Below are 24,932 nucleotides of genomic sequence, written 5' to 3' on the forward strand. Positions count from 1 at the left end.
ATTAGCATAAGGCCATGCCCCGCTTCCTCCTCTTGGCCTTCCTTTTTCTTTGCGCCTGGGCCCAGACCCACACCGTGGCCCCGGGGGAAACCCTTTACGGGATCGCCAGGCGCTATGGCACCACGGTGGAAGCCCTGGCCCGCCTCAACGGGCTAAGGGACCCCCACCGCATCCGGGTGGGCCAGGTCCTCTGGGTGGGGGGGCAGGAGGCCCCCCTTCCCCGGGGCAGGGCCGTGTTCTGGCCGCCGGTGCAGGGGCGGGCCTTCGGCCTTCGGGTGGAGGGCTACACCTCGGGCCAGGCGGAGTTCCTCGGGGCACGCTATCCCTTGGTGCCCGGCTCCCGGGGGCTTTGGGGGCTCCTGGCGGTGGGGGCTTTGGTGACCCCAGGGGAGTACCCGCTACGCCTCCTCCTGGAGGGGGAAGCGGTTTCCCTAACCCTGCTGGTCGCCCCGGGGCAGTATGGCCAGGAGGCCCTGGCCTTGAGCCCAAGCCTCGAGGCCCTCCTCCAGGACCCGGAGGCGAAGGCGGAGCGAAAGCGGGTGGTGGCCGCCTGCCCCAAGGAAGGGCCCCTTCTTGCCAAGGCGTTTCTTGCCCCCGTGGAAGGGGCCAGGGTCACGAGCCCCTTCGGCACCCGGCGGCGTTACGGGAACCGCTTCGCTTCCTACCACGAGGGCCTGGACCTCGCCGCTCCTTTGGGCACCCCGGTGCGGGCGGTGGCGGAGGGGGTGGTGGTGCTCTCCCAGAGGCTTCGGGTGCGGGGCGAGGCCGTGGTCCTGGCCCACGGGATGGGGCTTTGCACCGGGTATTGGCACTTGTCGGAACGAAGGGTGCGGGAAGGGGAAAGGGTGCGGGCGGGCGAGGTGTTGGGGCTTTTGGGGAGCACGGGGCTTTCCACCGGGCCCCACCTGCACCTGGAGGTGCGCCTAAAGGGGGTGCCCGTGGACCCCGCCCCCTTTTTCCAGGGGCTTCCCCTACCCTAGCCTTAGGAGGGAGAGGACCTCCACGTGGTGGGTGAAGGGGAAGAAGTCGTAGGGCCGCACGAAGGCCAGGCGGTACCCCCCCTCTGCCAAGACCCCCACGTCCCGGGCCCAGGTGGCGGGGTCGCAGGCGATGTAGAGGATCTCCGCGGGCCGGCTTTCCAGAAGGTAGGCCCGCACCTCCGGGGTGAGCCCGGCGCGGGGTGGGTCCACCACCACCAGGTCAAAGCGGCCGAACCGGGCCGCCTCCCGCACGTCCCCCCGGTGGAAGCGGAGGTTTTCCACCCCAAGCCGCCTCCGGTCCGCCTCGCCCCGCCGCACCGCCTCCTTGCTCACCTCCACCGCCACCACCTCGCCGTAGCGGGGGGCGAGGAGGAGGGAGAGGAGGCCGCTTCCGGCGTAGAGCTCCAGGGCCCGCTTTCCCCCCTGCACGAGCCCTTCCGCCTCGGCCAAGAGGTCCCCCGCCACCAAGGGGTTCACCTGGCTGAAGCTCTCCACGCTCACGGTGGCGGTGAGGGGGCCAAAGCGCTCTAGAAGCGTCCTTTCCCCGTGGAGGGGCGTGACCCGGCCGCGGAAACGCCCCTTGGGGGAAGGCTCCGCCCAGACCACCCCGGCGAAGCCCTCCTTCACCAGGGCCTTGGCGGGGCGCTTTAAGGCCTCGAGGCTTCCCCCGACGAGGCCGAGGAGCACCTTCCCTTCCAAAAGGCTTCCCCGGAGGACCACCTCCTCCACGGGCAGGGGCCAGGTGCGGAGGAGCCGGAAGGCCCAGGCCAGGGGCTCGGCCACCAGGGGGTCTTCCTCCAGGGGGTAAAGGGTGTGGCTTTCCGGAAGGCGGTAGGCCAGGCCCCCCAGGGGATAGCGGGCGTACTGGGCGGAGGTGCGGTAGCCCAAGGGCCTTGGGGAGGGGTGGATGGGAAGGAGGGGGGCTTGGAGCTTGGCGATGCGCTCCAGGGCGTCTTGCACCAAGGCTTCCTTGAGGGGGAGCTGGGCTTCATAGGCCAAGGGCAGGTCGGCGGAGGGGGGGAGGGGGTGGGGGTGGCGCTTTGGGTGGGGCTCTAAGATTTCCACGTCCTCCAGAAAAAGGGCCCCCTTGCGCCGCACCGGCCTTCCCCGCACCACCTCCCCCGGCAGGGCCCCCTTGACCAGGATGGCCCCCTCCTCCGTGCGGGCGAGGCCAAAGCCCCCCGGGACGAGCTTTTCCACGCGGAGCCGCATCCCCTTACCATACCAGAAGGCCAGGGAGCGCTAAGATGAAGGGGTGATCCGGGTGCTTTTGGCAGACGACCATGCCCTTTTCCGCCAAGGGCTAAAGAGCCTTTTGGAGGCGGAGGGGGATTTCCGGGTGGTGGGGGAGGCCAAGGACGGCTGGGAGGCCCTGCGGCACGCCCTCGAGGCCAAGCCGGACGTGATCCTCATGGACATCCAGATGCCGGGGTTGGACGGGGTGCAGGCCACCCAGGCCATCCTCAAGGAGTGGCCCGAGGCCAAGGTCATCATGCTCACCATGTACCGCCAGGACGCTTACGTCTTTGAGGCGGTGAAGGCGGGGGCCCGGGGGTACCTCCTGAAGGACACGGACGCGCAGGAGCTCATCGGGGCCATCCGCCGGGTGCACGCCGGGGAGGTGCTCTTGGACGCCGAGCTGGCGGGGCGCATCATCCAGGATTTCCGGGCCAAGAAGGAGGCGCAGGCTCCCTTGCACGCCGAGCTTTCCGAGCGGGAGGTGCAGATCCTCAAGCTGGTGGCCCAGGGGTACACCAACCTGGAGATCGCCGCCGAGCTGGGCCTTTCCGAGAAGACGGTGCGCAACCGCCTTTCCGAGATCTTCCAGAAGCTCCACCTCAATAACCGCACCCAGGCGGCCCTCTACGCCATCCGCGAGGGGCTGGCCCAACCCGAGCCGGAAGAGTAGTGGACCCGGTGCGCCACCTCCTGGAGCTCGCCCCCTTGGCGGGGGAGGCGGAGCGGGGGGGCTATGTGGTCCGTCATCTTCCCGGGGCCCGGCGGGACGGCCTGGGGAACGTGTGGGAGGGGGAGGGGGGGATCCTGCTCCTCGCCCACCTGGACACCGTCTTGCCCCCCGCTTCGCCCAGGTGGGTGGGGGAGCGGCTCTATGGGCCCGGGGTGGGGGACAACTCCGCGGGGGTGGCGGTCCTCCTTTCCCTTCCCTCCCTCCCCGGGGTGGTGCGGGGCTTCACCGTGGGGGAGGAGGGCCTGGGGAACCTCAAGGGGGCCCGGGCCCTGGTGGCGGCCTTGCGGCCCGAGGTGGTGGTGGCGGTGGACGGCTACCTGCCCGGGGTGGTGGACCGGGCCTTGGGCTCGGTGCGCCTTAGGGTTCGGTTCTTTGGCCCCGGGGGGCACGCCTGGGGGGACCGGGGGAGCCCAAACCCGGTCTTCGCCCTGGCGGAGGCCTTGGCGGGGCTTCCCCCCTTGGTGGCGGGCCTCGAGGCCAGCCTGAACGCCAGCGGCCTCAAGGGGGGCGAGGCGGTGAACGCCATCCCCGAGGAGGCGGAGGCCCTTTTAGAGGTGCGCTCCCCCGATCCCCTGCTGTTGCAAAGCGTGGCGCAGAAGGTCCAGGCCCTGATGGCGGAGGCGGCCCGGCGCCACCGGGTGGAGCTTTCCTGGGAGGAGCTCGGCCAAAGGCCCGCGGGCGCCACCGCCACCTCGGGGCTGTTGCGGGCGGCGGAGGAGGCCTTGGCCGCCATCGGGGAAAGGCCCCTCTTCCAGCCCGGCTCCACCGACGCCAGCGCCGCCATTGAACAGGGCATCCCCGCCTTGGCCCTTGGCGTGTACCGGGGGGGCGGGGCCCACACCCGGGAGGAGTGGGTCCTGCCCCAGAGCCTCTGGGAGGGGCGTACCGCTCTCCTCGCCTTTCTCAAGGCCCTTGGCGTAGGATAGGGCGTATGCGCGTGGGCGTCCTGTCAGGCTTCCTCTCCCGGCGGTACCTGGGATTCTGGGAGGCGTACTTGGAGGCGCTGGGGGTGGAGGTGGTGCGAGCGGGGGCGGCCCCCAACCTGCGCCAGCCCTACTGCCTTCCCGTCCAGGGGCTTCTGGCCCAGGTGGAGGCCTTGAAGGCCCAGGGCGTGGACTACCTCCTCCTCCCCGACCTCCAGGGCGGGGTGGAGTCGGAAAAGGGCGGGGGGCAGTGCCCGTGGCTTTTGGACCTGGAGGCCACCCTCCTCCGCTACTTCCCCGGGCTTCCCCCCGTGCTCAAGGTGCCGGCGGAGCTTTCGCCCAAGGTCTTGGGCCGCGCCGGGGAGGTGGGCCAGATCCTCACGCAAAACCCCATGCTGGTGGGCCGGGCCTTGGACCGGGCCAAAAGCCTCCTCAAGCCCCCCCCTCCCCTCAAGTCCCCCCCGGGGAGCGTGGGGGTGGTGGCCCAGCCCTACCTCCTGGAGGACGAGGGCTTCCGGGAAGCGGTGCGGAACGCCTTGGTGGCGGTGGACCTCCTGCCCTTCTTCCCTGACCTGCCCCCGGAAAAACTCCGGGAGGAGGGGGATAAGCTCCTTCCCATGGACCTCCCCACGGACAAGGAGCTTGTGGGCATGGTCCACTACCTCCACCGCCTGGGCCGGGTGAAGGGCCTTCTTCTGGTGGTTTCCTACGCCTGCCCGCCCATTCCGGGCCTCCTAAGGCGGGCGGCCCGCAGGCTGGCCAAGCCCCACCGCCTCGTCACCCTGGGGGAGGACTGGACGGAAAGCTTAAGCGCCCTCAAGGCGGAGATGGGGGCTTAGGTGTTCCCCGCCCTAAAAAGGGGTGGGGCTTTTGCGGTAGACTCAAGGGCATGACCGGTCGGTCAGCCCCCTCCTTACGCCGCCTTTTTCCCTACCTGTACCCCTACCGCTTCCGGTACGCCCTGGGTGTTCTCTTGGGGCTTCTTTCCATCTTTTTCTCCGTCCTGGGGCCCTATTTTTTGCGCCTGGCCGTGGATGCCTTGGGGCACGGCGGCCCCTATGGGCGCTACGCCCTCCTGCTTTTTGCCTCGGCGGGGCTTACCGCCCTGCTTTCCTACTTCATGCGCCGATTGGCGGTGGTGGCGAGCCGCCGGGTGGAGTACGACCTGCGGAAAGATCTCTTCCACCACCTCCTCCGCCTGGACCGCTCCTTCTACCAGAAGACCCGGGTGGGGGACCTCATGAACCGCTTGAACACCGATCTCTCCGCGGTGCGGGAGATGGTGGGGCCCGGCATCATGATGGGAAGCCGGCTTTCCTTTTTGGTCCTCCTGGCCTTCGTCTCCATGTACACCGTGGACCTTCGCCTCGCCTTTTACCTCACCCTGATCCTGCCCGCCATTGCCCTTTTCATGTACCACCTGCTCCGCCTGGTGGACCGCCGCTACCGCGAGGCCCAGGAAACGTTTGATGCCATCAGCACCTTAAGCCAGGAGGCCTTTAGCGGCATCCGGGTGGTGAAGGGCTACGCCCTGGAAAGCCGGATGCTGGCCCGTTTCCAGGACCTGAACCGGATTTACATGCAAAAGAGCCTGGCCCTGGCCCGGGTGGAAGGCCCCATGCAGGCCCTCTTGGGGTTTCTTATGGGCTTCGCCTTCCTCACGGTGCTCTGGGTGGGGGGCAGGATGGTGGTGCGAGGAGAGCTTTCCGTGGGGGAGTTGGTGCAGTTCAACGCCTATCTGGCCCAGCTCACCTGGCCCATCCTGGGGCTTGGCTGGGTTCTGGCCATGTACCAACGGGGCTTCACCAGCCTAAAAAGGCTTTTGGAGCTTCTGGACCAGGAGCCCGCCATCCAGGACCAGGACCCCTTGCCCCTCAAGGTGGAGGACCTCACGGGGGAGGTGCGCTTTGAGGGGGTGGGGCTTCGGCTCGGGGGGCGCTGGCTCCTCAAGGACCTCACCCTCACGGTACCCGAGGGCATGACCCTGGGCATCACCGGCCGCACCGGGGCGGGGAAGAGCCTCATGGCGGCCTTGGTGCCCAGGCTTTTAGACCCCACGGAGGGAAGGGTGTACGTGGGGGGGTACGAGGTGCGGCGGATCCCCTTGGCCACCCTCAGGAAGGCGGTGGGGGTGGCGCCCCAGGAGCCCTTCCTCTTCAGCGAAACCCTCCTGGAGAACATCGCCTTTGGCCTGGAAAAGCCGGACCGGGAGCGGGTGGAGTGGGCGGCGAAGCTTGCGGGGATCCACGAGGAGATCCTCGCCTTCCCCAAGGGCTATGAAACGGTCCTGGGGGAGCGGGGGGTGACCCTTTCTGGGGGGCAAAGGCAGCGGGTGGCCCTGGCCCGGGCCTTGGCCAAGCTTCCCAAAATCCTCATCCTGGACGACGCCTTGAGCGCCGTGGACACGGAGACGGAGGCCAGAATCCTGGAGGGCCTAAAGGGGGTTTTGGGCAGGCAGACCACCTTCCTCATCTCCCACCGCACCGCCACCTTGCGCCATGCGGACTGGATCGTGGTCCTGGAGGAGGGGAGGATCGTGGAGGAGGGCACCCACGAAAGCCTCCTCGAGGCCGGGGGGATTTACGCGGAGCTGGACCGCATCCAGCGCATGGAAAAGGAGGTGGAGGAATGACCCAGGAAGACGCCTACACCAAGGCCTTTGACCGGGTACTCTTCGCCCGCATCCTGGCCTACGTCCGCCCCTACCGCCTTCAGGTAGCCTTGGCCCTCCTTTGCCTCCTCCTCACCACCCTCACCGCCGCCCTCACCCCCCTCTTCTTCAAGTGGGCCATTGACGGGGCCCTGGTGCCCCAAGAGGCCAAGCCCCTTTCCGAGCGCTTCGCCCTCCTCCTTTGGGTGAGCCTGGGCTTTTTGCTGGTGCGGGGGGTGAACTTCGCCGCCACCTACGGGCAGACCTACCTCATCCAATGGGTGGGGCAGCGGGTTCTCTTTGACCTCAGGAGCGCCCTTTTCGCCAAGCTCATGCGCCTCCACCCGGGCTTTTACGACCGAAACCCCGTGGGCCGGCTCATGACCCGCATCACCTCGGACGTGGACGCCATCAACCAGTTCATCACCGGGGGGCTGGTGGGGGTGATTGCCGACTTCTTCACCCTCTTGGGGCTCCTCGGCTTCATGCTCTTCCTGAGCCCCAAGCTCACCCTGGTGGTCCTCCTGGTGGTGCCCATCCTCCTCGGGGTCACGGTCTGGGTCCGGAACGGCATGCGCTTCGCCTACCGGGAGATGCGCCTGCGCCTGGCCCGGGTGAACGCCGCTCTACAGGAAAACCTCTCCGGGGTGGAGACCATTCAGCTCTTCGTGAAGGAGAAGGAGCGGGAGGAGAAGTTTGACCGCTTAAGCCGCGACCTCCTCCAGGCCTGGGTGGAGATCGTGCGCTGGTTCGCCCTCTTCTTCCCCGTGGTGGGCTTCCTGGGGGATCTGGCGGTGGCGGGCCTCCTCTACGTGGGCGGGGGGGAGGTGGCGCGGGGGGTGGCCTCCTTGGGCCTCCTGGTGGCCTTCGTGGACTACACAAGGCAGCTTTTCCAGCCCCTGCAGGACCTTTCCGACAAGTTCAACCTCTTTCAGGGGGCCATGGCCAGCGCCGAGCGCATCTTCGGGGTCTTGGACACGGAGGAAGAGCTTAAGGACCCGGAAAACCCCAAGCCCATCCACCGCTTCCGGGGCGAGGTGGTCTTCCGGGACGTCTGGCTCGCCTACACCCCCAAGGGGGTGGAGCCTAGGGAGGAAGACTGGGTCTTAAAGGGGGTTTCCTTCCACATCCGCCCGGGGGAGAAGGTGGCCTTGGTGGGGGCCACGGGGGCGGGGAAGACCAGCGTGGTGAGCCTCATCGCCCGCTTCTACGACCCGCAAAGGGGGCAGGTCCTCCTGGACGGGGAGGACGTGCGCCGCTACCGCCAGGAGGAACTCAGGCGGCACATCGGCATCGTCCTCCAGGACCCCTTCCTCTTCTCCGGCACCCTTTTGGACAACCTCCGGCTCTTTCAGGAGGAGATCCCGGAGGAAAAGGTGGTGGAGGTGACCAAGTTCTTGGGGGTGCACGAGGCCATCCTGCGCCTGCCCCAGGGTTACCACACCCAGGTGGGGGAAAGGGGGGCGGGGCTTTCCACGGGGGAGAAGCAGCTTCTGGCCTTGGTGCGGGCCCTCCTCGCCAGCCCCGACATCCTCCTCATCCTGGACGAGGCCACGGCCAACGTGGACTCGGAAACGGAAAAGCGCTTGCAGGAGGCCCTCTACAAGGCCATGGAGGGGAGGACCTCCATCATCATCGCCCACCGCCTTTCCACCATCCGCAGGGTGGACCGCATCCTGGTCTTCCGCAAGGGGCGGCTGGTGGAGGAGGGGACCCACGAGGCCCTCCTCGCCCGGGGCGGCTACTACGCCACGCTTTACCGCCTCCAGTACGCTCAAGGGTGATGGACTACCGGGAAGCGTTGGACTGGCTTTACGCGAGGAGGCGCCAAGGGGAGCGGGGCGTGGGGCGGGTTTTGGCCCTCCTGGAGCGCCTAGGCCACCCGGAAAGGGCCTTCCAGGCGGTGCACGTCCTCGGCACCAACGGCAAGGGGAGCGTGGTGGCCTACCTCGAGGCCGCTTTCCGGGCCCGGGGCTTGGCCCACGGCGCCTACACCAGCCCCCACCTTTTGGACTTCCGGGAGAGGATCCGCACCCACTTGGGCCTCATCCCCGAGGAGGAGGTGGTGAGCTTCGTGGCCTGGGCCAGGGGGGAGGCTTGGCCCGAACCCCCGGGGTTTTTTGACCTGGCCACCGCCTTGGCCTTCCACCACTTCCGGGAAAAGGGGGTGGCCCTGGCGGCGGTGGAGGCGGGGGTAGGGGGGGAGAAGGACGCCACCAACGCCCTGGCCAGGGTGGCCCTCACCGTGCTCACCAACGTGGGGGAGGACCACCTGGAGGCCCTGGGGGGAAGCCTGGAGGCGGTGGCCCGGGACAAGGCGGGGGCCTTCCGGGAGGGGGTGCCCGTGGTCACGGGGGCCAGGGGGGTGGGCCTGGAGGTGGCCCGGGCGGTGGCGCGGGCCAAGGGAGCGCCCCTTTACGTCCTGGACCCCCTGGACCCCCTCTTCGCCCTCCCCGCTTCCCCGGGGCTCAAGGGTGCCTTCCAGGAGGAAAACGCCCGGCTTGCCGCCGCCGCCTTGAGGCTCCTGGGCTTCCCCGAGGCGGCCATTGCCCAGGGGCTTCGGGAGGCCCGGAACCCAGGGCGGCTGGAGCGCTTTCTCCTGGAAGGGGTGGAGGTCTACCTGGACGGGGCCCACAACCCCCCGGCGGCGGAGGCTTTAGCCCGGGAGTTTTCCGCCTACCACCTTCTTTTCGGGGCCTTTCCCCGCAAGGACGTGAAGGGGATCCTGGCACGCCTCCTCCCCAAGGCGCGCACCGTGCGCTACGCCCGTGCGGGGGAAGGGGCCTTGGGGCCGGAGTTGGGGGCCCCCTTCTTTGAAGACCCTTGGGAGGCGCTTTGGCACGGGGTGGAGGCGGCCAAGGAGGACGGCCTCCCCCTCCTCTGCACGGGGTCGCTCTACCTGGTGGGGGCTTTGAGGGGGCGGCTCACTCCCTAGCCTCCGCCAAGACCCGCCCCGAGGGGTCGGCGAAGACCACGCGGCGCACCCGCTGGAGTTCCAGGAGAACGTAGGGACTGGTGAGGGCCTGGGTGACGATGGCCCCGGGCCTGGGGGAGGTGGGGTTCAGGACCACCCGGGCCGCCTCGCCGGCGTAGGTGACCCCGGCCACCTCGAGGCCGTACCCCCCGGTGGGCTTCAGGCCCCAGAAGAAGGCGGCCACGCTCCGCGTGCGGAAGTCCACGCTGGGGGCGGGGGGCGGGGTAGGCGGTTGGCCACGATGAGGTTCCAGACCTCGGCGAAGCGGGCGGGGTCGTTGGCCAGGAAGGCCTTGGCCTCCGTGTCCTGGTAGGCGGCCTGGGTGCCCCGGTCCAGGATGCGGTAAAGGGGGGCGGGGGGGCTCACCACCTCCAGCCTAAGCCCGTACTGGACCAAAAGCGCCCCCACCCGGTAGCCATCGGGGGCCGGGTCCAGGCCGAGGGGCTTGAGGACGGGCTCGGCAAGCTCAAAGAGCACCACCTGCCGGTCTCCCCTCCGGGCCAAGGCCTCCCGCAGGAGGACCTGGGTTTCCGCCCCGGTGAAGGCGTAAAGGTCGGGGGTGAGGTAGGTGCTGGGCTGGACCAGGCTCCTCCTTTCCCCTTCCTTTAGGCTTCCCGTGAGGCGCACCCAGCCCACCCCATCGTAAAGCCAGGTGGCCCGCAAGGCGGTTTGGGTCCGCACCTCCACCAGGCTCCCCCCTACGCCCCGCACCGCCTCGGCCACGGGCCTCAAGGCCGGGCCCACCTCCCGCAGGAGGGGGTTCCCGTCCACCCAAAGCGCCCCTGGCACCGCCCAGAGGCTTTCCCGGGTGGTCTTTTCCAGGCGGAGGACCTTTTCCCCCAGGCGCACCTCCCGGGGCTCCCCGTAAAAGTAGGTCCAGCGCTCTGTGGCCTCGGGGAAGAGGAGCTGGGCCTCGGCCACCCGGTAGCCCGAGCCCTGGAGCACCTCGCAGGCCCCGAGGAGAGGCAGGACAAGAAGGAGCAAAAGGCTTTTCCTCATGCCTCCATGATACCCGGGGGGAAAGCCCCGAACTTTTAAGCCTTCCTTTAGCGGCTCCGGGGGTCTAAGGCGTCCCTGAGGCCGTCGCCCAGGAGGTTAAAGGCCAGCACGGTGAGCATGATGAAAAGGCCGGGGAAGAGCATGGTCCAGGGGGCGTTCATGGCGTAGCCCCCCTTGAAGCTGTCGGCGATCATGGCGCCCCACTCCGGGGCCGGGGGCTGGGCCCCGAGGCCCAAGAAACCCAAGGCGGCGGCCTCGAGGGTGGCGGTGCCGATGGAAAGCGTGGCCTGGACCACTAAAGGCGGCAGGCTCCCGGGGAGGATGTGGCGGAAGAGGATCCGCGCGTTTCCCGCTCCCAAGGCGAAGGCGGCTTGCACGAAGTCCTGTTCCCTTAGGGAGAGGACCATGGAGCGGGCCAGGCGGATGTAGATGGGCACCTGGACGATGCCGATGGCCAACATGGCGTTTTGCAGGCTGGGCCCCGAAACCGCCACGATGGCAATGGCCAAAAGGGTTCCGGGGAAGGCCAGGAGTAGGTCGGCGAGCCAGCCGATGAAAAGCTCGGTGCGGCCCCGGTAAAACCCGGCGAGAAGCCCCAAGAGGGTTCCCAAAACCAGGCCGATGCTCACCGAGACGAGCCCCACCTGTAAGGAGATGCGGCTTCCGTGGAGCACCCGGGTGAAGACGTCCCGACCCAGGTGGTCGGTGCCGAAGGGGTGCTCGAGGCTTGGCGGTTTCAGCCGATTCAGTAGTCCCGGTCGGTGCTGGGGTCGTAGGGGAGGAGGAGGGGAACGAAAAGCGCCAAAAGGACCAAGGCCAGGGTGAGCCCGAGGCCCACCTTGCCGGAAGGGGACTTCAGAAAGCGGCGAAAGGCTTGACGGGTTGGGGTTTCCATGGCTTCACCGGTACTGGATGCGAGGGTCCAAAAGGGCGTAGGAGAGGTCCACCAGGAGGTTGACGAGGACAAAGGCCGTGGCGACCACGAGGACCCCGGCTTGCACCACGGGGTAGTCGCGGTTGAGGATGCCCTCATAGATATACGAGCCGATGCCGGGCCAAGAGAAGATGGTTTCCGTGAGGATGGCCCCGCCCAAAAGGGTGCCGAACTGCAGACCGATGATGGTCACCACCGGGAGGAAGGCGTTTTTGAGGGCGTGCTTGAGGATCACCTGCCGCTCGGCTAGCCCCTTGGCCCGAGCCGTGCGCACGTAGTCCTGGGAGAGCACCTCCAGCATGGCGCTTCGGGTGATGCGGGTGAGAATGGCCAAGGGGATGGTGCCTAGGGTCAGGGCGGGGAGGACGAGGTGCCTTAAAGCGTCCAGGAAGACGCCGGGCTTTAGGGCAAGGAGACCATCCAGGAGAAGAAAACCCGTGATGGGGCGGAAGTCAACGGCCAAGTCGGTGGAAAGCCTTCCCCCCGTGGGCAACCAGTGCAGGTTCACGGCGAAGAGGTAGACCAGCAAGAGTCCGAGCCAGAAGACGGGCATGGACACCCCCACCAGGGAAAGGCTCATGGAAAGGGTATCCAGAAGGCTATTCTTCCGCACCGCCGCCAGGATGCCCACGGGAATGCCGAGGACCACCGCCACCAAGGTGGCGGCCAAGGCCAGCTCAAAGGTGGCGGGCCACCGGCGCTTCAGCTCCTCGGCCACGGGGATGGTGGACACGGCGCTGGTGCCCAGGTCCCCGGTGAGGACGTTGCGCACGAAGGTGAGGTACTGGACGTAGAGGGGCCGGTTAAGCCCGAGTTTTTCCCGCAGGGCGGCGAGCTGCTCCGGGGTCCCCCGCTCCCCCAAGATGGCCTGGGCGGGGTCCCCGGGGATGAGCTGGAGGAAGAGGAAGACCAAAAGGGTGATGCCAAAGAGAACCGGTACAAGGCCCAGAAGGCGTCGGACAATGTAGCTCCACATTTTTCCGCCTCAAAAAGCCCGGACCCCCCGAAGGGGGCCCGGGAGCGAAGCGCTTAGCGCTTCTCTATGCTTTCAAAGGACTCGGAGCCCAAGGGGCTCGGCACCCAGCCCACGATGTTCTTCCGCTTGGCGAGGAGGGGTTGGGAGTGGACGATGGGGATGCGCAGGGCCAGGTTGAAGGTGAGTTCGTCCGCTTGCTGGTAAAGCCGCTTGCGCTCCTCCAGGTTGGGCGTGGTGGCCGCCTTGGTGAGGAGGTCGCCCAGCTCCTTCACGCAAAGGGGCTTGCCGGTACTGTCAAACAGGTCGGCGATGGGGCAGGCGAAGTGGGGGTCGTAGAAGTTTTGCGGGTCGCCGTAGTCCCCCGTCCAACCCAGCATGTACGCCTGGAAGCCCGGGGCCTGCTTGCGGTCGGCCAGGTAGCTGGCCCAGTCCTTGGTCTGGAGCTTCACCCGGATCCCGATGGCGGAAAGGTCGGCGGCCATGGCCTCGGCGATCTCCTTGGGCGTGGGGAAGTAGGGACGGGAGACGGGCATGTACCAAAGTTCTAGGTCAAACCCGTTGGGGTAACCGGCCTCTGCCAAGAGGGCCTTGGCCCTTTGGGGGTTGAACTCGTAGTCCTTTACCTTGGCGGACTGGAAAGCCTTCATGGAAGGCGGGGTGAAGTGACCGTCCGTGAGGCCCAGCTTGCCCCAGAAAGCCTGGACGATGGCCTTTTTGTTGATGGCCATGGCGATGGCCTGCCGTACCCGGGCATCGGAGAGGGGTTTGTGGGCCGGGTTCAGCGCCAGGTAGCCCACGTTGAAGGAGGGGCGGAAGACCGCATCCAGGTTCTTGTCCCCCTCCACGTCCTTGAGGTTGGCGGGGGGGATATCCGTGGTGAAATCAATGGTTCCCGCCTTCAGGGCCGCCAGACGGGCGGCGGGGTCCTTGATCACGCGGAAGACCACGCGGTCCACCTTGGGGAAGCCCTTCTTCCAGTAGTTGGGGTTCTTCTCCAGGACGATCTGCTCCCCGGGCCGCCACTCCACCAGCCGGAAAGGCCCGGTACCCACGGCGCTCCCCGTGGGGGAGCCGTACTTGGCCCCGTCCTTCTGGATGGCGGCGGGGCTGGCGATGCCGAAGTACCCCGAGCCGATGGCGGCGGGGAAGGCGGGGAAGGGTTGGGTGAGGACGAAGCGCACGGTGTACTTGTCCACCACCTGGACTTCCTTCAGCAAGGAGCCGGGGTCGCCCTTGAAGCCGCCAAAGAGCTCGGGCCAGATCTCGTAACGGGCGGCGGCGTCAATGCGGGTGGGGTTCTTGGGATCCCACCAGCGCTCCACGTTGAACTTCACCGCCTCGGCGGTGAGCTCGGTGCCGTCTTGGAAGCGCACCCCTTGCCGCAGGCGGAAGGTCCAGACCTTGCCGTCCTGGGAGCTGAACCAGCTGGTGGCCAGACCGGCGGTGACCTCGGTGGAGCCCGGCTTGAAGTCCACCAAGGTGTCGTAGATCTGCCGCTGGACGTAGATGGAGATCCCGTCGGTGATGTTGCCGGGCTCGAGGCTCACCGGCTCCCCGTTAGCCCCGAAGACCAGGGTCTTTTGGGCGAGCCCAAGCCCAAGGGCTACCAACAGGCCGAGTAGAAGTTTTCCCTTCATAGTTCTCCTTTCCGGGGTTCCTCCCCTGGGTGTGCCGGACCAAGTATAAAGCGCCCCCCTTGGGGGGCGCAAGCCTGGTGTGCCGGCCTTAGCCTTCCCCCAGGTAGGCCTTTTGCACCTCGGGGTTTTCCGCAAGCGCCTTGGCCGGTCCCGAGAGGGTGATCTCCCCCGTGGCCAGCACGTAGCCCCGATGGGCGATCTGCAGGGCGAGCCTGGCGTTTTGCTCCACCAGGAGAATGGTCTTGCCCTCTCGGTTGAGCTTCTGAATGGTCTCAAAGATGAAGTCCACCAGCACCGGGGCCAGGCCCATGGAGGGCTCGTCCATGAGGAGGATCCTGGGGTTTTGCATCAAGGCCCGGCCGATGGCCAGCATCTGCTGCTCCCCCCCGGAGAGCGTCCCCCCCTTCTGGCCCCGGCGCTCGTAGAGGCGGGGGAAGAGGGCGAAGACCTGCTCCTTGCGTTCCTGGACCACCTTGCGGTCCTTCTCCAGGTACGCCCCAATTTCCAGGTTCTCCTCCACCGTGAGCCTGGGGAAGATCTTCCGCCCCTCGGGCACATGCCCCACCCCCAGGGCCACGATCTGGTGTGGGGGGAGGCGGTGGATGGCCTTCCCTTGGAAGAGGACCTCCCCCTGCCTCGGCTTCACCAGGCCGCTGATGGTCCTTAAGGTGGTGCTCTTGCCCGCCCCGTTGGAGCCGATCAGGGTCACGATCTCCCCTTCCTCCACGTGGAGGGAAATGCCCTTTAGGGCGTGGATGTGGCCATAGTAGGTGTGCACCCCCTTGAGCTCCAGAAGGCTCATGCCGCACCTCCCGCCGCCCCCTTGCCCAGGTAGGCCTCAATGACCCGGGGGTTTTGCCGCACCTCCTCCGGGGTGCCCTCGGCGATTTTGGAGCCGTATTCCAAGACGGCGATGCGGTCGGAGATGCGCATCACAAGGCGCATGTCGTGCTCGATGAGGACGATGGTGATGCCGAGCTCCTCCCTTAGCTTCTGGATAAACGCCTGGAGCTCCTCGGTTTCCTTGGGGTTCATGCCGGCGGCGGGCTCGTCCAGGAGAAGAAGCCTGGGCTTCAGGGCCAACGCCCGGGCGATCTCCAGCTTCCTCTGCTCCCCGTAGGGGAGGTTCTTGGCCAGCTCATCCTTGCGGTGGAGGAGGCCCACGTACTGGAGAAGCCTTTTGGCCTCCTCTTCCGCCCGCCTTTCCTCCCTCCGGGCCAGAGGGGTGCGGAAGACGGCGTGGAAGTAGGGGACGTGGATGTGCACGTGCATGCCCACCAGGATGTTCTCCAGCACGGTCATGGCCCCGAAGAGGCGGATGTTCTGAAAGGTGCGCCCGACGCCTTCCTTGGCGATGCGGTCTGGGGAGAGCCCGGTCACGTCCTTGCCGAAGAGGAGGATCTTTCCCTCGTCGGGAGCGTAGATGCCCGTGAGGAGGTTGAAGAAGGTGGTCTTGCCCGCCCCGTTGGGGCCGATCACGGAAAAGATCTCCCCCTGGTTCACGGTGAGGCTCACGTCGTTCACCGCCACTAGGCCGCCAAAGCGCTTGGTGGCGTGGTGTACCTCCAGGGCCTTCATGCCTCCTCCATCTCCGCCTTGTGGCGCTTTTCCGGGATCAGGCCTTCCGGGCGGAAGATCATCATCAAGACCAGGATAAGGCCGAAGACCAGCCTTTCGTACTTGGCGGGGTCCACCTGGCTTGGGATTTGGGGCAGGCTGGTGCGCACGAACTCGCTGAAGGTCTTGAGGATGTCCAGGTTGAGGATGGTGAGGGCCGCCGCCCCCAGGATGGCCCCGGGGATGGAGCCCATGCCGCCCAGGATCACCATGCCCAGGATGGTGATGGAGGCGAGGAGGGTGAAGGACTCGGGGGAAACGAAGGTGCGCTGGGCGGCGAAGATGACCCCCATGACCCCGGAGAAGGCGGCCCCGGTCATGAAGGCCAGGAGCTTGGTGGGCAGAAGAGGAATCCCCATAGAGCGGGCGGCAATCTCGTCCTCGCGGATGGCCACCCAGGCCCGGCCGAAGCGGGAGTTGGCCAGGTTGAGGTTGACCAGGACCACGAGCCCGATCATGAGGAGGACCAAAAGGTAGAAGAACAGCTGGTAGTCCGTGGTCTGGTCCAGCCGCACCCCCAGGGCTCCCATGAGCTCGCGGAACCAGTCAATGGGGGGGCGCTGGATGGGAGTGATGCCCTGGGGACCGTTGGTGAAGTTGATGGGGTGGTCCAGGTTGTTGGCCAGGATGCGCACCACCTCCCCCAGGCCCAGGGTGACGATGGCCAGGTAGTCCCCCCGGAGCCTTAGGGCGGGCAGGCCGATGAGGAGGCCGGTGAGGGCGGTGGTGACGATGGCGATGAGCATGAAGAGGTACATGTACTCCCCGGGCAAAGGGAAGTTCCCCGCCAGGAAGTTTCTTGCCTGCTCGGAGCCGAAGATGGCCCAGGTGTAGGCCCCCACGGCGAAGAAGGCGGCGTAGCCCAGGTCCAAAAGCCCCGCCATGCCCACCACCACGTTGAGCCCCAGGGCCATGGCGGCGTAGATGCCAATCTGAATGCCTAGCTCAAAGATAAAGGTATTGGCGAAGCCCGCCATGGGCACGGAAAGGAGGAGGATGGCGAGGCCCAAAAGCCCCCGAATCCAGGTGGGGATACGGGGCAAGGTGGTGAGGGCCACCAGGATGCCCACAAGGCCGATGAGGCCCAAGGTGTTCCCGGAGCGCACGAGCCCCAGGGTGAAGGCCAGGGTGAGGAGGGCCAGGTTCAGGGTGCGCGCCTCGGGAGAAAGCCTTAGGAAAGCGGTGGTTCCCAGGGCCACCAGGCCAACGAGGTTGGCGAGGGGTCCAGGGGCGAGGTAGGCGAGGCCTAGGAAGGCCAGGCTGAGAAGCGTGGCGAGGGCGCTCATACCTTCTCCTTGACCACCTGCCCCAAAAGCCCTTGGGGCCTAAGGAGCAGGATGAGGATGAGGATGAGGAAGGCCACCACGTCCTTGTACTCGGTGCCGAAGTTGCCGTTGGTCAGGATGGGCAGGTAGGTGCCGAAGAAGTTTTCCAGCTGCCCCAAGACCAGGCCCCCCAGCATGGCCCCGGGGATGTTGCCGATGCCCCCCAAGACGGCGGCGGTGAAGGCTTTAAGGCCGGGCAAAAAGCCCACGTAAGGGGTGATGGTGGTGTACTGGAGGGCGAAAAGCACCCCCGCCACCCCGCCCAGGGAGCCGCCGATCAGGAAGGTGCGGGAGATGATGCGGTCGGGGTCAATGCCCATGAGGCTCGCCGTGGAGAGGTCCTGGGCCACGGCGCGGATGGCCACCCCCAGCTTGGTGCGGTTCACCAGGTAGGTGAGCCCGAGGAGCATGAGGATGGAAACCCCCATGAGGATGAAGGACTTGGTCTGGGCGAAGATGGCCCCGCCGAAGAGCTCCACGCTGCCCTCGAGGTCCTGCACGGTGCGCATCCTGAGGAAGAACTCGTTGTGCCAAAGCCCCTCAACGAGGCGCACCAGGTCCTGGAGGATAAAGGAAACCCCGATGGCGGTGATGAGGGGGACCAGGCGGTTGGTGGTGCCCCGTTTGCGCAAGGGACGGTAGGCGAAGCGCTCCACCAAAATGGCGGTGATCCCCGCCACCACCCCGCCCAGCACCAGGGCGAGGAAGAGGAGGACAAAACCGTTTCCCACCTGGGGGGCCAGGTAGCGGAAGACCTCCACCCCCACCACCGCCCCGATCATGAAGATTTCCGAGTGGGCGAAGTTGATGAGCTCCAAGACGCCGTACACCATGGTGTAGCCCAGGGCCACCATGGCGTAGACAAAGCCCAGGATGAAGCCATCAAAGACCACCTGGGGTAGTAGGGCCAGGATTTGTTCTAGCAAGACGCCTCCTTTCTCCGGGCCAAGGGGGTGGCCAGCTGGCCACCCCCTTTAGGATGTTGCCTCAGTTTACCTGGAGCCCGGGGCCGCCATCTCAATGACGCGGATCAGCTTGTGTCGGCCACTTGCCGCTGGAGGCCACTGCATCACGAAGTACTTGGCTTTCTTGTTGTCGCCCTTGTCGTCAAACTCAATGGTGCCGGTGAGGCCTTCCAGCTTGACCTTGCGCACTTCCTGGCTCACCTGCTCCCGGGTGGGCTTCTTGCCCCCGTTCGCCTTGATGGCGTTCTCCAAGGCGGTGAGGATCACCTGGGCAGAGTCGTAGGCGTAGATGCCGAAGCCCTCCATGTCCTTGCCGTACTTCTGTTTGAAGCGCTGGGCCACAGCCCTGGCCTTGGGGAAGGCGGACACGGGGCCCGCCACGGTGGTGTAGAAGGTGCCGGCGGCGTTCTGGGCCCCCGCCAGGCGCACGAACTCGCTGGAATCCAAGCCGTCGCCGCCCATGAGCCGGGTGCGGAGCCCACGCTCCCGGAGCTGCTTCACAAAAGGACCGATTTGGCTGTAGATGCCTCCGAAGTAAATTAGCTCAGGCACGGGACGGGCACCCCGGATCTGGTTGATGATGGGCACGAAGTTGGAGGTTTCCTCGGTGCCCACAAAGGCCACCGCTTTCCCGCCCAGGGCCTCAAACCGCTTCTTGAACTCCTCCGCCAAGCCCTGGCCGTAGGCGGTCTTGTCGTGGATGATGAAGACGTTCTTCACCTTCAGGTTGTTGAAGGCGTACTCCGCCCCCACTGGACCTTGCACGTCGTCGCGGCCGCAGATGCGGTTCACGTTGGGCAGGCGGCGGTCCGTGACCCGGGGGTTGGTGTTGGCGGGGGAGACCATGACCAGGTTCACCCGGGCGTAGACCTCGCTGGAGGGAATGGCCACGCCGGAGTTCAAGTGGCCCACCACGCCCAGGATGTCGGGGTCGTTGATGATGCGGTTGGCGTTGGCCACGCCCACATCGGGGTTGGCCTGGTCGTCGTAAGGCACCAGGACCAGGTCAAAGCCCAGGGCCTTGAACTTGGCCTTGGCCTCCTCCACCGCCAGCTCCGCTCCCAGCTTGATCTGTTCCCCCAAGGCGGCTTGGGGGCCAGAAAGGGGGGACTGGGTGGCGATCTTGATGACGTTGGCCTGGCCCAGGGCCATGCCCAAGGCGGCTACACCTGCTACCAGAAGCCCGATTTTCCTCATAGGCACCTCCTTGAAAGGCACGCGTTCGCGTTGCGGCCCTATTCTACGGGGGGGGTAGCGGGCTTTGTCAATGCCCCCACGGAAAGTTTATGCCTGACCCACGGGTCAGGCATGCAGAAACCCCCACCCGGTACGGGGGCCGGGTGGGGGGCAAGGGGTCTAGTACGTGGCCAGGTACTGGTCCAGCTCCCACTGGTGGACGGTGACCCGGTAGTCGTCCCACTCCATCTGCTTGGCCTGGAGGAAGTGGGTGTAGACGTGTTCCCCCAGGGCTTCGCGGATCACAGGGTCCTTCTTAAGCGCCTCTAGGGCCTCCCGCAAGGTGCCGGGGAGCTCGCGGATCTTGTGCTTCCTTCGCTCCCGCACGCTCATCTGGTAGATGTTGCGCTGGATGGGCGGGGGAGGCAGGAGCTTGCGCTCAATCCCGTCCATGGCGGCGGCGGCCATGACCGCCAGGGCCAGGTAGGGGTTGGCGGAGGGGTCGGGCATCCTAAGCTCCGCCCGGGTGCCCACGCCCCGGCGGGCGGGAATGCGGATCATGGCGGAGCGGTTGGAGGCGGACCAGGCGATGTTGGTGGGGGCCTCGTACCCGGGGGTGAGACGCTTGTAGGAGTTCACCAGGGGGTTGGTGATGGCCACCATGCCCTCGGCGTGCTCCAGAAGTCCGGCGATGAAGTGGAGGGCGGTCTTGGAAAGCTGGTACTCCGCCTTGGGGTCGTAGAAGGCGTTCTCCCCGTTTTTGAAGAGGGAGAGGTGGGTGTGCATGCCGCTGCCGTTGATGCCCCGTATGGGCTTGGGCAAGAAGGTGGCGTGGAGGCCGTGGTTCAAGGCCACCCGCTTCACCACCCACTTGAAGGTGGCGATGTTGTCGGCGGTGGTGAGGGCCTCGGCGTACTTGAAGTCAATCTCGTGCTGCCCCGGGGCCACCTCGTGGTGGGAGGCCTCAATCTCAAAGCCCATGGCCACCAAGGCGTTGACCATGTCGCGCCGGGCCTCCTCCCCCTTGTCAATGGGGGCCAGGTCAAAGTAGCCCGCCTTGTCGTGGGTTTCCGTGGTGGGCAGGCCCTCGGGGGTCCTTAGGAAGAGGAAGAACTCGGGCTCTGGGCCGGCGTACATGTTGTCAAAGCCGAGCTTCTTCAGCCGCTCAATCTGCCGCTTGAGGACGTACCGGGGGTCCCCCTCAAAGGGGCGGCCGTCGGGGTAGTGGACGTCGCAGATGAGCCGGGCCACCTTGCCCCGCTTGGGGTCCTCCACCAGGTCGGGCAGGATAACGAAGGTGTCGTAGTCGGGCCGGAGGAGCATGTCCGACTCCTCAATGCGGGTGAAGCCCTCAATGGAGGAGCCGTCAAACATGATTTCCCCGTCTAGGGCCTTCTCAAACTGGGACTCCGGCACCTCCACGTTTTTCACCACGCCCAGGATGTCGGTGATCTGCAGGCGCAGGAACTTCACGCCCTCGGACTTGAGCGCCTTGAGGATCTCCGCCTTGGTGTACGCCATTTTCCTCCTCCTTGATCCGCCGTGGCCCCTTTTGCGCGGTAAACCCCGGGCGGATTGTGCAAAGTGTACGGCATAAATGTGCAGAATGTCAACCCATGTCGTGTCATATGCGCTCTGAAATGGCACCGGAATGGCCCCTTGACCTTTCCCTGAAGGAACCTCGGCTAGACTTAAAGCGGAGGTACCTATGGCGCATGGGATGAAGCGGCGGGATCTATTGCGGGCGGGTGCGGTCTTGGGGCTTGCGGGGCTTGGCCTGGGGCGAGCCCAAGGGGCCTTTACCCTGACCCTGGTGCACACCAACGACACCCATGCCCACCTGGAGCCCATGGAGCTCACCCTTTCCGGGCAGAAAGTGCGGGTGGGCGGGGTGGCGCAGCGGGTGGCCTTCTTTGACCGGTTGCGGGCAAGCCGCAAGAACCTCCTCTTTTTGGACGCCGGGGATGTCTTCCAGGGCACCCTTTACTTCAACCAGTACCGGGGCTTGGCGGACCGCTACTTCATGCACCGGATGCTCTACCGGGTCATGGCCCTGGGGAACCACGAGTTTGACCTGGGGCCGGGGCCCTTGGCGGAGTTCCTAAAGGGGGCCCGGTTTAAGGTGGTTTCCGCCAACGTGGACGCGAGCCGGGAGCCCAGGCTCAAGGGGCTTTTTGCCCCCTATGCCATCGTGAGCGTGGGTAGGGAGCGGGTGGGGGTGATCGGCCTCACCACCCCCGACACCAAGGAGATCGCCAACCCCGGCCCCACCGTGGACTTCCTGGACCCCTACGAGAGCGCCCAAAAGGCGGTGTACGAGCTTTTGCGCCGGGGGGTGAACAAGATCCTCCTCCTCTCCCACCTGGGCTACGGCGAGGACCTGAAGCTCGCCCGCAGGCTTGTGGGGGTGCAGGTGATCGTGGGCGGCCACTCCCACACCCTTTTGGGGAGCTTCCCCCACAAGGAGCTGGCCCCGGCCGGGCCCTACCCCACGGTGGTCAAGAACCCCGAGGGGAAGGACGTCCTGGTGGTGCAGGCCTGGGAGTGGGGCAAGGTGGTGGGGGTGTTGGAGGTTGCCTTTGACGAGAAGGGGGAGCTTGTCGCCTACAAGGGCGAGCCTTTCCTCATGACCCCGGAGGTGTCCCCCGAGGACTTCTTCGCCAAGGAGGCCCTTTTGGCCTACGCCCAGCCCGTGCTGGCCCTGATGCAACAGGTGATCGCCGAGGCCAAGGTGGACCTGGTGGGGGAAAGGGCCATCGTGCGCCGGCGGGAGAGCAACCTGGGGAACCTGATCGCCGACGGCATGGTCTGGAAGACCAAAAACGCCGGGGTGCAGATCGCTTTGCAAAATGGGGGCGGCATCCGCGCCTCCATCCCCAAGGGCCCCATCACCGTGGGCAAGGTCTACGAGGTGCTCCCCTTTGGCAACACCTTGGTGGTGATGGACCTGAAGGGCAAGGAGATCAAGGCGGCCTTGGAAAACGGGGTTTCCCAGTGGGAGCAGACGGCGGGGCGCTTCCTGCAGGTCTCCGGCCTCCGCTACGCCTTTGACCTCTCCCGTCCGGTGGGGGACCGGGTGGTACGGGTGGAGGTGAAGGCGGAAAAGGGGTACGTGCCCTTGGACCTCGAGGCCACCTACCGGGTGGTGGTCAACAACTTCATCGCCGCCGGCGGGGACGGCTTCACCGTCCTCAAGGAGGCCCAGGGCTACCGGGTGGACACCGGCTTCAGCGACGCCGAGAGCTTTATGGACTACCTCAAGGAGCTCAAGGTGGTGGAGGCGGGCCTCGAGGGGCGGATTGAGGTCCTGAACGAGCCCAAGGGGGAGCGCCCCGCCTACTGGGCCTACCGGGTGCCGGGTCGGGTGGGAGTGTAGGGGTGGAAAAGCCCCGGGAGGGGATAGGCCCCCTTCCCGGGGTTTTCCACAGCCCTAGCCTTTGGTGGGGATTAGGACCAGGACGGGATCCCCCACCCGCACCACCCCGCCCTCCAGGACCCGGGCGTAAAGCCCTCGGCCCCCATAGAGGAGCTTGGGCAGGCGCAGGTCAAACTGGGAGAGGCTCTTGCACACGGTGCAGACCTGGGAAAGCTCCAAAAGCGCCTCCCCCACCCGGAGCTTTGCCCCCAAAGGAAGCGTATGGGGGTCCAGGTCCAAAAGGAGGTTTTCGCCCAAGGCGCCGTAGGGGAGGTCTATCCCCGCCTTGTAGGCCTTTTCGTAGGCGGCGAGCCCCGCCACCAGAACTGCTCGGTTGGGGTCCAGGCCGGCGTGGCGGTCCCCCTTGGCGCCCACGCCCGCCACGAGTTCCAAAACCTCCACCTGGGGCTTGGGGAGGCCTTTCCCCAGGCCCAGGTGGAGGGAGAGGATGCGGTTCATTCCTTGCGCGTTTCCGGGGTGTAGTGGGCCTGCAGATAAGCCAGGATCTTCTCCGCCACGTCGGCGGGTATCCACTTCTCAGCCCCGTAGGTTTTCAGCATCTTGTCCATGGTGGGCTTCCAGTTGGCAAGAGGGGGTTGCATGGTGATGTAAGTGACGCTGTGACAAATAGAGCAGTAGCTCATGACAAGTTCTTTGCCCTCCCCTTCCGCCAGCTCTGCCGTGTAGGTGGGCAAAGGGCCAATGTTGATGGTGGAACCTCCTCCAGGGGCCGCTGGGGCGGGTTGCAGGATCAGGCCGAGGGTGCCTCCTGTCCACTGCCCTGCCACTGTGCCAGGGACCTCTGCCGCCACCAGCCCCAGTCCCAGCAAAATTCCGAAGAACGCCACGCGCTTTTTCATCCCGTCCTCCTACTTGGCCGCCAGGACCACCACTTCCTGGCGCTCAATCTTGTTCCAGAGGTAGCCGCCGGGGTTCCACACGGGGGCATCGGGCTGCGTATTGCCCTTCTCGTCCGTGGCCCGCACCGCAATCACGTAGTTCCCGGGCTGGCTGGGTCGCCAGGTGAACTCAAAGGTGCGGAAAGAGTACTTGCCGTAGTCGGCCCCCAGAACCGCTGGCCGCCACGTCTTGCCGTCGTCGGTGGAAATCTCCACTTTCACCACCTTGCCATGGCCGCTAAAGGCCACGCCCCGGATCTTGACGGGCATGCCCACCACCAAGGGGCTCGTGCCATCAGGGTCTATGATGAACGAGCGCACGGGCATGTTGAAGTGGCCGATGGGAACGGTTTTGACCTGCCCCGCGGCCACGGCCTCGGGGGTGGTGGAGCCGTTGGGGGTGTCGGGCACTCTGTAAGCGGTGGCCATCCAGAAGTTCTTGTCGGGCTCAGTAAGGGCGCGGATCCAAGTGACGTGCTTGAGCCAATAGGTGGCGAACTTGCCCGGCACCACCAGGCGCACGGGGAAGCCGTTGAGCATGGGCAGGGGCTCCCCGTTCATGGCATACGCCAGGATGGTTTCCTCCACCACGGGGTCGTCCAGATCTAGGGACTTCATAAACCGCCCCGAGCCCAAATTTTCTGGCCCTTTGCCGCGGTCTAGACCCTCAAACTGGATCTGCACCGTGCCCGGCTTTACACCGGCAGCTTCCAGGAGGTCTTTCAAGCGAACGCCGGTCCAGAGGGCGTTGCCCATGGCCCCGTTGCCCCACTGGCCGCCGGCGACCCGGGGTTGGAAGCGGCTTCGGGAGTTGCCGGAGCACTGGTTGACGGCGGCGATGGAAACCGGCTTGAACTTGGTGAGGAGGTCTTCCAAGGAAAGCTCCAAGGGCCGTTCAAAATTGCCCTCGAACTTTAGCCGCCACTGGGAAAGGTCGATCTGGTTGGGGATCTCGTCCAGGTGGTACCGGACGTAGAATGCTTCGTTGGGCGTGAAGACGGTGCGGAGTAATGTCGGGCGTTTCCAACTGGACGGGGCGGTCGGTCATCCGCAGAAGGGGTAACTTCTGGGGATAAATCGCGTAGGGGTGCACCCCGTTCCAGTAGGGGTTGGGGCCGGGCCCGGTAAAAGATGGGATGGGCGTTTCCGCTTGCGCGGAGGTTTGGGCCAAAGCGGGCTTCAGGAGCGCCGCCGTCCCACCTGCGCCCAAGAGCTTGAGCAAGAACCGCCTATTAATAACCCAAGTTGCTACCTATCCCCTGGATCTGAAAAAATAGTGGCCGCTATGCTTTCCCGTCTCATAGCGGCCTTTTGCATTATAGACGACGCCCTGCAAGCCATGGGCTACAAGGATGACCCCCAAGCCAAAACGCCCGCCTCCGCCATCCTCACCCTCGCCCTCCTTGCCGCCCTAGAGTTCGGCGGCAAGCACAACAAGGCCCTGGCCCTCGCCAAAGACCTCGGCCTCTTCACCCACGTCCCCTCCCCAAGCC

At 66.1% G+C, this 24,932-nt stretch carries 20 protein-coding genes and 3 pseudogenes; 9 read left to right on the forward strand and 14 right to left on the reverse strand.

Annotated elements, in window-relative coordinates:
* Window positions 1-14: 14 nt before the first annotated feature.
* Window positions 15-980: a M23 family metallopeptidase gene (locus tag QT17_RS07095; RefSeq protein WP_039458310.1), complete on the forward strand. Its 966-nt coding sequence runs from the start codon at window positions 15-17 to the stop codon at window positions 978-980.
* Here QT17_RS07095 and QT17_RS07100 read toward each other — a convergent pair.
* Window positions 972-2,192 (reverse strand): class I SAM-dependent RNA methyltransferase, encoded by a 1,221-nt coding sequence (locus tag QT17_RS07100; protein ID WP_039458312.1) that lies wholly within the window; start codon window positions 2,190-2,192, stop codon window positions 972-974. The two genes, QT17_RS07095 and QT17_RS07100, sit on opposite strands and share 9 nt — an antisense overlap.
* 43 nt (window positions 2,193-2,235) lie before the next feature.
* Here QT17_RS07100 and QT17_RS07105 point away from each other — a divergent pair, with 43 nt between their 5' ends.
* Genes QT17_RS07105 through QT17_RS07130 form a run of 6 tightly spaced genes read left to right on the forward strand, consistent with a single transcriptional unit; the run spans window position 2,236 to window position 9,457 of the window.
* Window positions 2,236-2,889, forward strand: coding sequence for a response regulator transcription factor (locus QT17_RS07105; RefSeq protein WP_039458314.1), 654 nt, complete (start codon window positions 2,236-2,238; stop codon window positions 2,887-2,889).
* Complete coding sequence (locus QT17_RS07110; RefSeq protein ID WP_039458316.1) at window positions 2,889-3,875, forward strand: M20/M25/M40 family metallo-hydrolase; 987 nt, start codon at window positions 2,889-2,891, stop codon at window positions 3,873-3,875. The genes QT17_RS07105 and QT17_RS07110 overlap by 1 nt, the downstream gene beginning before the upstream one ends.
* A gap of 5 nt (window positions 3,876-3,880) precedes the next feature.
* The gene (locus tag QT17_RS07115) at window positions 3,881-4,711 is read left to right on the forward strand and encodes a hypothetical protein (RefSeq protein WP_039458319.1); all 831 of its coding nucleotides are present in this window, start codon (window positions 3,881-3,883) and stop codon (window positions 4,709-4,711) included.
* A 50-nt stretch (window positions 4,712-4,761) separates the two neighbouring features.
* Complete coding sequence (locus QT17_RS07120; protein ID WP_039458322.1) at window positions 4,762-6,504, forward strand: ABC transporter ATP-binding protein; 1,743 nt, start codon at window positions 4,762-4,764, stop codon at window positions 6,502-6,504.
* Window positions 6,501-8,306: an ABC transporter ATP-binding protein gene (locus QT17_RS07125; RefSeq protein ID WP_039458325.1), complete on the forward strand. Its 1,806-nt coding sequence runs from the start codon at window positions 6,501-6,503 to the stop codon at window positions 8,304-8,306. The genes QT17_RS07120 and QT17_RS07125 overlap by 4 nt, the downstream gene beginning before the upstream one ends.
* On the forward strand, window positions 8,306-9,457 hold the full coding sequence (locus QT17_RS07130) for a folylpolyglutamate synthase/dihydrofolate synthase family protein (protein ID WP_039458327.1): 1,152 nt from the start codon (window positions 8,306-8,308) through the stop codon (window positions 9,455-9,457). Before QT17_RS07125 ends, QT17_RS07130 begins: the two co-directional genes overlap by 1 nt.
* On the opposite strand, the pseudogene QT17_RS07135 reads toward QT17_RS07130, so the two are convergent.
* The 10 genes and pseudogenes from QT17_RS07135 to glnA all read right to left on the reverse strand — a co-directional run bounded on the left by QT17_RS07135 (window position 9,447) and on the right by glnA (window position 20,646).
* A pseudogene (locus QT17_RS07135) lies at window positions 9,447-10,495 on the reverse strand (protease complex subunit PrcB family protein). The gene QT17_RS07130 and the pseudogene QT17_RS07135 sit on opposite strands and share 11 nt — an antisense overlap.
* Before the next feature lie 47 nt (window positions 10,496-10,542).
* Window positions 10,543-11,390: pseudogene (locus QT17_RS07140) on the reverse strand (ABC transporter permease).
* A 4-nt stretch (window positions 11,391-11,394) separates the two neighbouring features.
* On the reverse strand, window positions 11,395-12,405 hold the full coding sequence (locus QT17_RS07145) for an ABC transporter permease (protein ID WP_039458330.1): 1,011 nt from the start codon (window positions 12,403-12,405) through the stop codon (window positions 11,395-11,397).
* A 53-nt stretch (window positions 12,406-12,458) separates the two neighbouring features.
* Window positions 12,459-14,042, reverse strand: coding sequence for an ABC transporter substrate-binding protein (locus QT17_RS07150; RefSeq protein WP_039458333.1), 1,584 nt, complete (start codon window positions 14,040-14,042; stop codon window positions 12,459-12,461).
* Between the two features lie 88 nt (window positions 14,043-14,130).
* Window positions 14,131-14,844 (reverse strand): ABC transporter ATP-binding protein, encoded by a 714-nt coding sequence (locus tag QT17_RS07155; RefSeq protein WP_039458336.1) that lies wholly within the window; start codon window positions 14,842-14,844, stop codon window positions 14,131-14,133.
* The gene (locus QT17_RS07160; RefSeq protein WP_039458339.1) at window positions 14,841-15,620 is read right to left on the reverse strand and encodes an ABC transporter ATP-binding protein; all 780 of its coding nucleotides are present in this window, start codon (window positions 15,618-15,620) and stop codon (window positions 14,841-14,843) included. Before QT17_RS07160 ends, QT17_RS07155 begins: the two co-directional genes overlap by 4 nt.
* Window positions 15,617-16,945: a branched-chain amino acid ABC transporter permease gene (locus QT17_RS07165; protein WP_039458342.1), complete on the reverse strand. Its 1,329-nt coding sequence runs from the start codon at window positions 16,943-16,945 to the stop codon at window positions 15,617-15,619. The genes QT17_RS07160 and QT17_RS07165 overlap by 4 nt, the downstream gene beginning before the upstream one ends.
* Entirely contained in the window at window positions 16,942-17,910 is a 969-nt protein-coding gene (locus QT17_RS07170) for a branched-chain amino acid ABC transporter permease (RefSeq protein WP_039458343.1), read from the reverse strand. The genes QT17_RS07165 and QT17_RS07170 overlap by 4 nt, the downstream gene beginning before the upstream one ends.
* Before the next feature lie 66 nt (window positions 17,911-17,976).
* Window positions 17,977-19,146 carry a branched-chain amino acid ABC transporter substrate-binding protein gene (locus QT17_RS07175; RefSeq protein WP_039458345.1) on the reverse strand — a complete coding sequence of 390 codons (1,170 nt, stop codon included), beginning with the start codon at window positions 19,144-19,146 and terminating at the stop codon, window positions 17,977-17,979.
* Between the two features lie 159 nt (window positions 19,147-19,305).
* Window positions 19,306-20,646, reverse strand: a complete 1,341-nt coding sequence (glnA, locus tag QT17_RS07180) for a type I glutamate--ammonia ligase (protein ID WP_039458347.1) — start codon at window positions 20,644-20,646, stop codon at window positions 19,306-19,308.
* 199 nt (window positions 20,647-20,845) lie between these two features.
* Between glnA and QT17_RS07185 the strand changes: the two genes are divergently transcribed.
* On the forward strand, window positions 20,846-22,501 hold the full coding sequence (locus tag QT17_RS07185) for a bifunctional UDP-sugar hydrolase/5'-nucleotidase (RefSeq protein WP_039458350.1): 1,656 nt from the start codon (window positions 20,846-20,848) through the stop codon (window positions 22,499-22,501).
* A 54-nt stretch (window positions 22,502-22,555) separates the two neighbouring features.
* Here the strand turns inward: QT17_RS07185 and QT17_RS07190 are convergent, their stop codons facing one another.
* From QT17_RS07190 to QT17_RS07200, 3 genes are read right to left on the reverse strand one after another with little or no spacing between them, the layout of a single operon-like run.
* The gene (locus tag QT17_RS07190; protein WP_039458353.1) at window positions 22,556-22,999 is read right to left on the reverse strand and encodes an MOSC domain-containing protein; all 444 of its coding nucleotides are present in this window, start codon (window positions 22,997-22,999) and stop codon (window positions 22,556-22,558) included.
* On the reverse strand, window positions 22,996-23,400 hold the full coding sequence (locus QT17_RS07195) for a hypothetical protein (RefSeq protein WP_039458355.1): 405 nt from the start codon (window positions 23,398-23,400) through the stop codon (window positions 22,996-22,998). Before QT17_RS07195 ends, QT17_RS07190 begins: the two co-directional genes overlap by 4 nt.
* Window positions 23,401-23,409: 9 nt before the next feature.
* A complete protein-coding gene (locus QT17_RS07200; protein ID WP_369792373.1) occupies window positions 23,410-24,399 on the reverse strand; it encodes a sulfite oxidase in 990 nt (329 codons plus the stop codon).
* Window positions 24,400-24,724: 325 nt separating this feature from the next.
* Between QT17_RS07200 and QT17_RS07205 the strand changes: the two are divergent.
* Window positions 24,725-24,932: pseudogene (locus QT17_RS07205) on the forward strand (IS982 family transposase); the annotation flags it as partial.

Origin of the sequence: Thermus sp. 2.9 (assembly GCF_000794385.1) — a bacterium.
GTDB classification, from domain to species: Bacteria; Deinococcota; Deinococci; order Deinococcales; family Thermaceae; genus Thermus; species Thermus thalpophilus.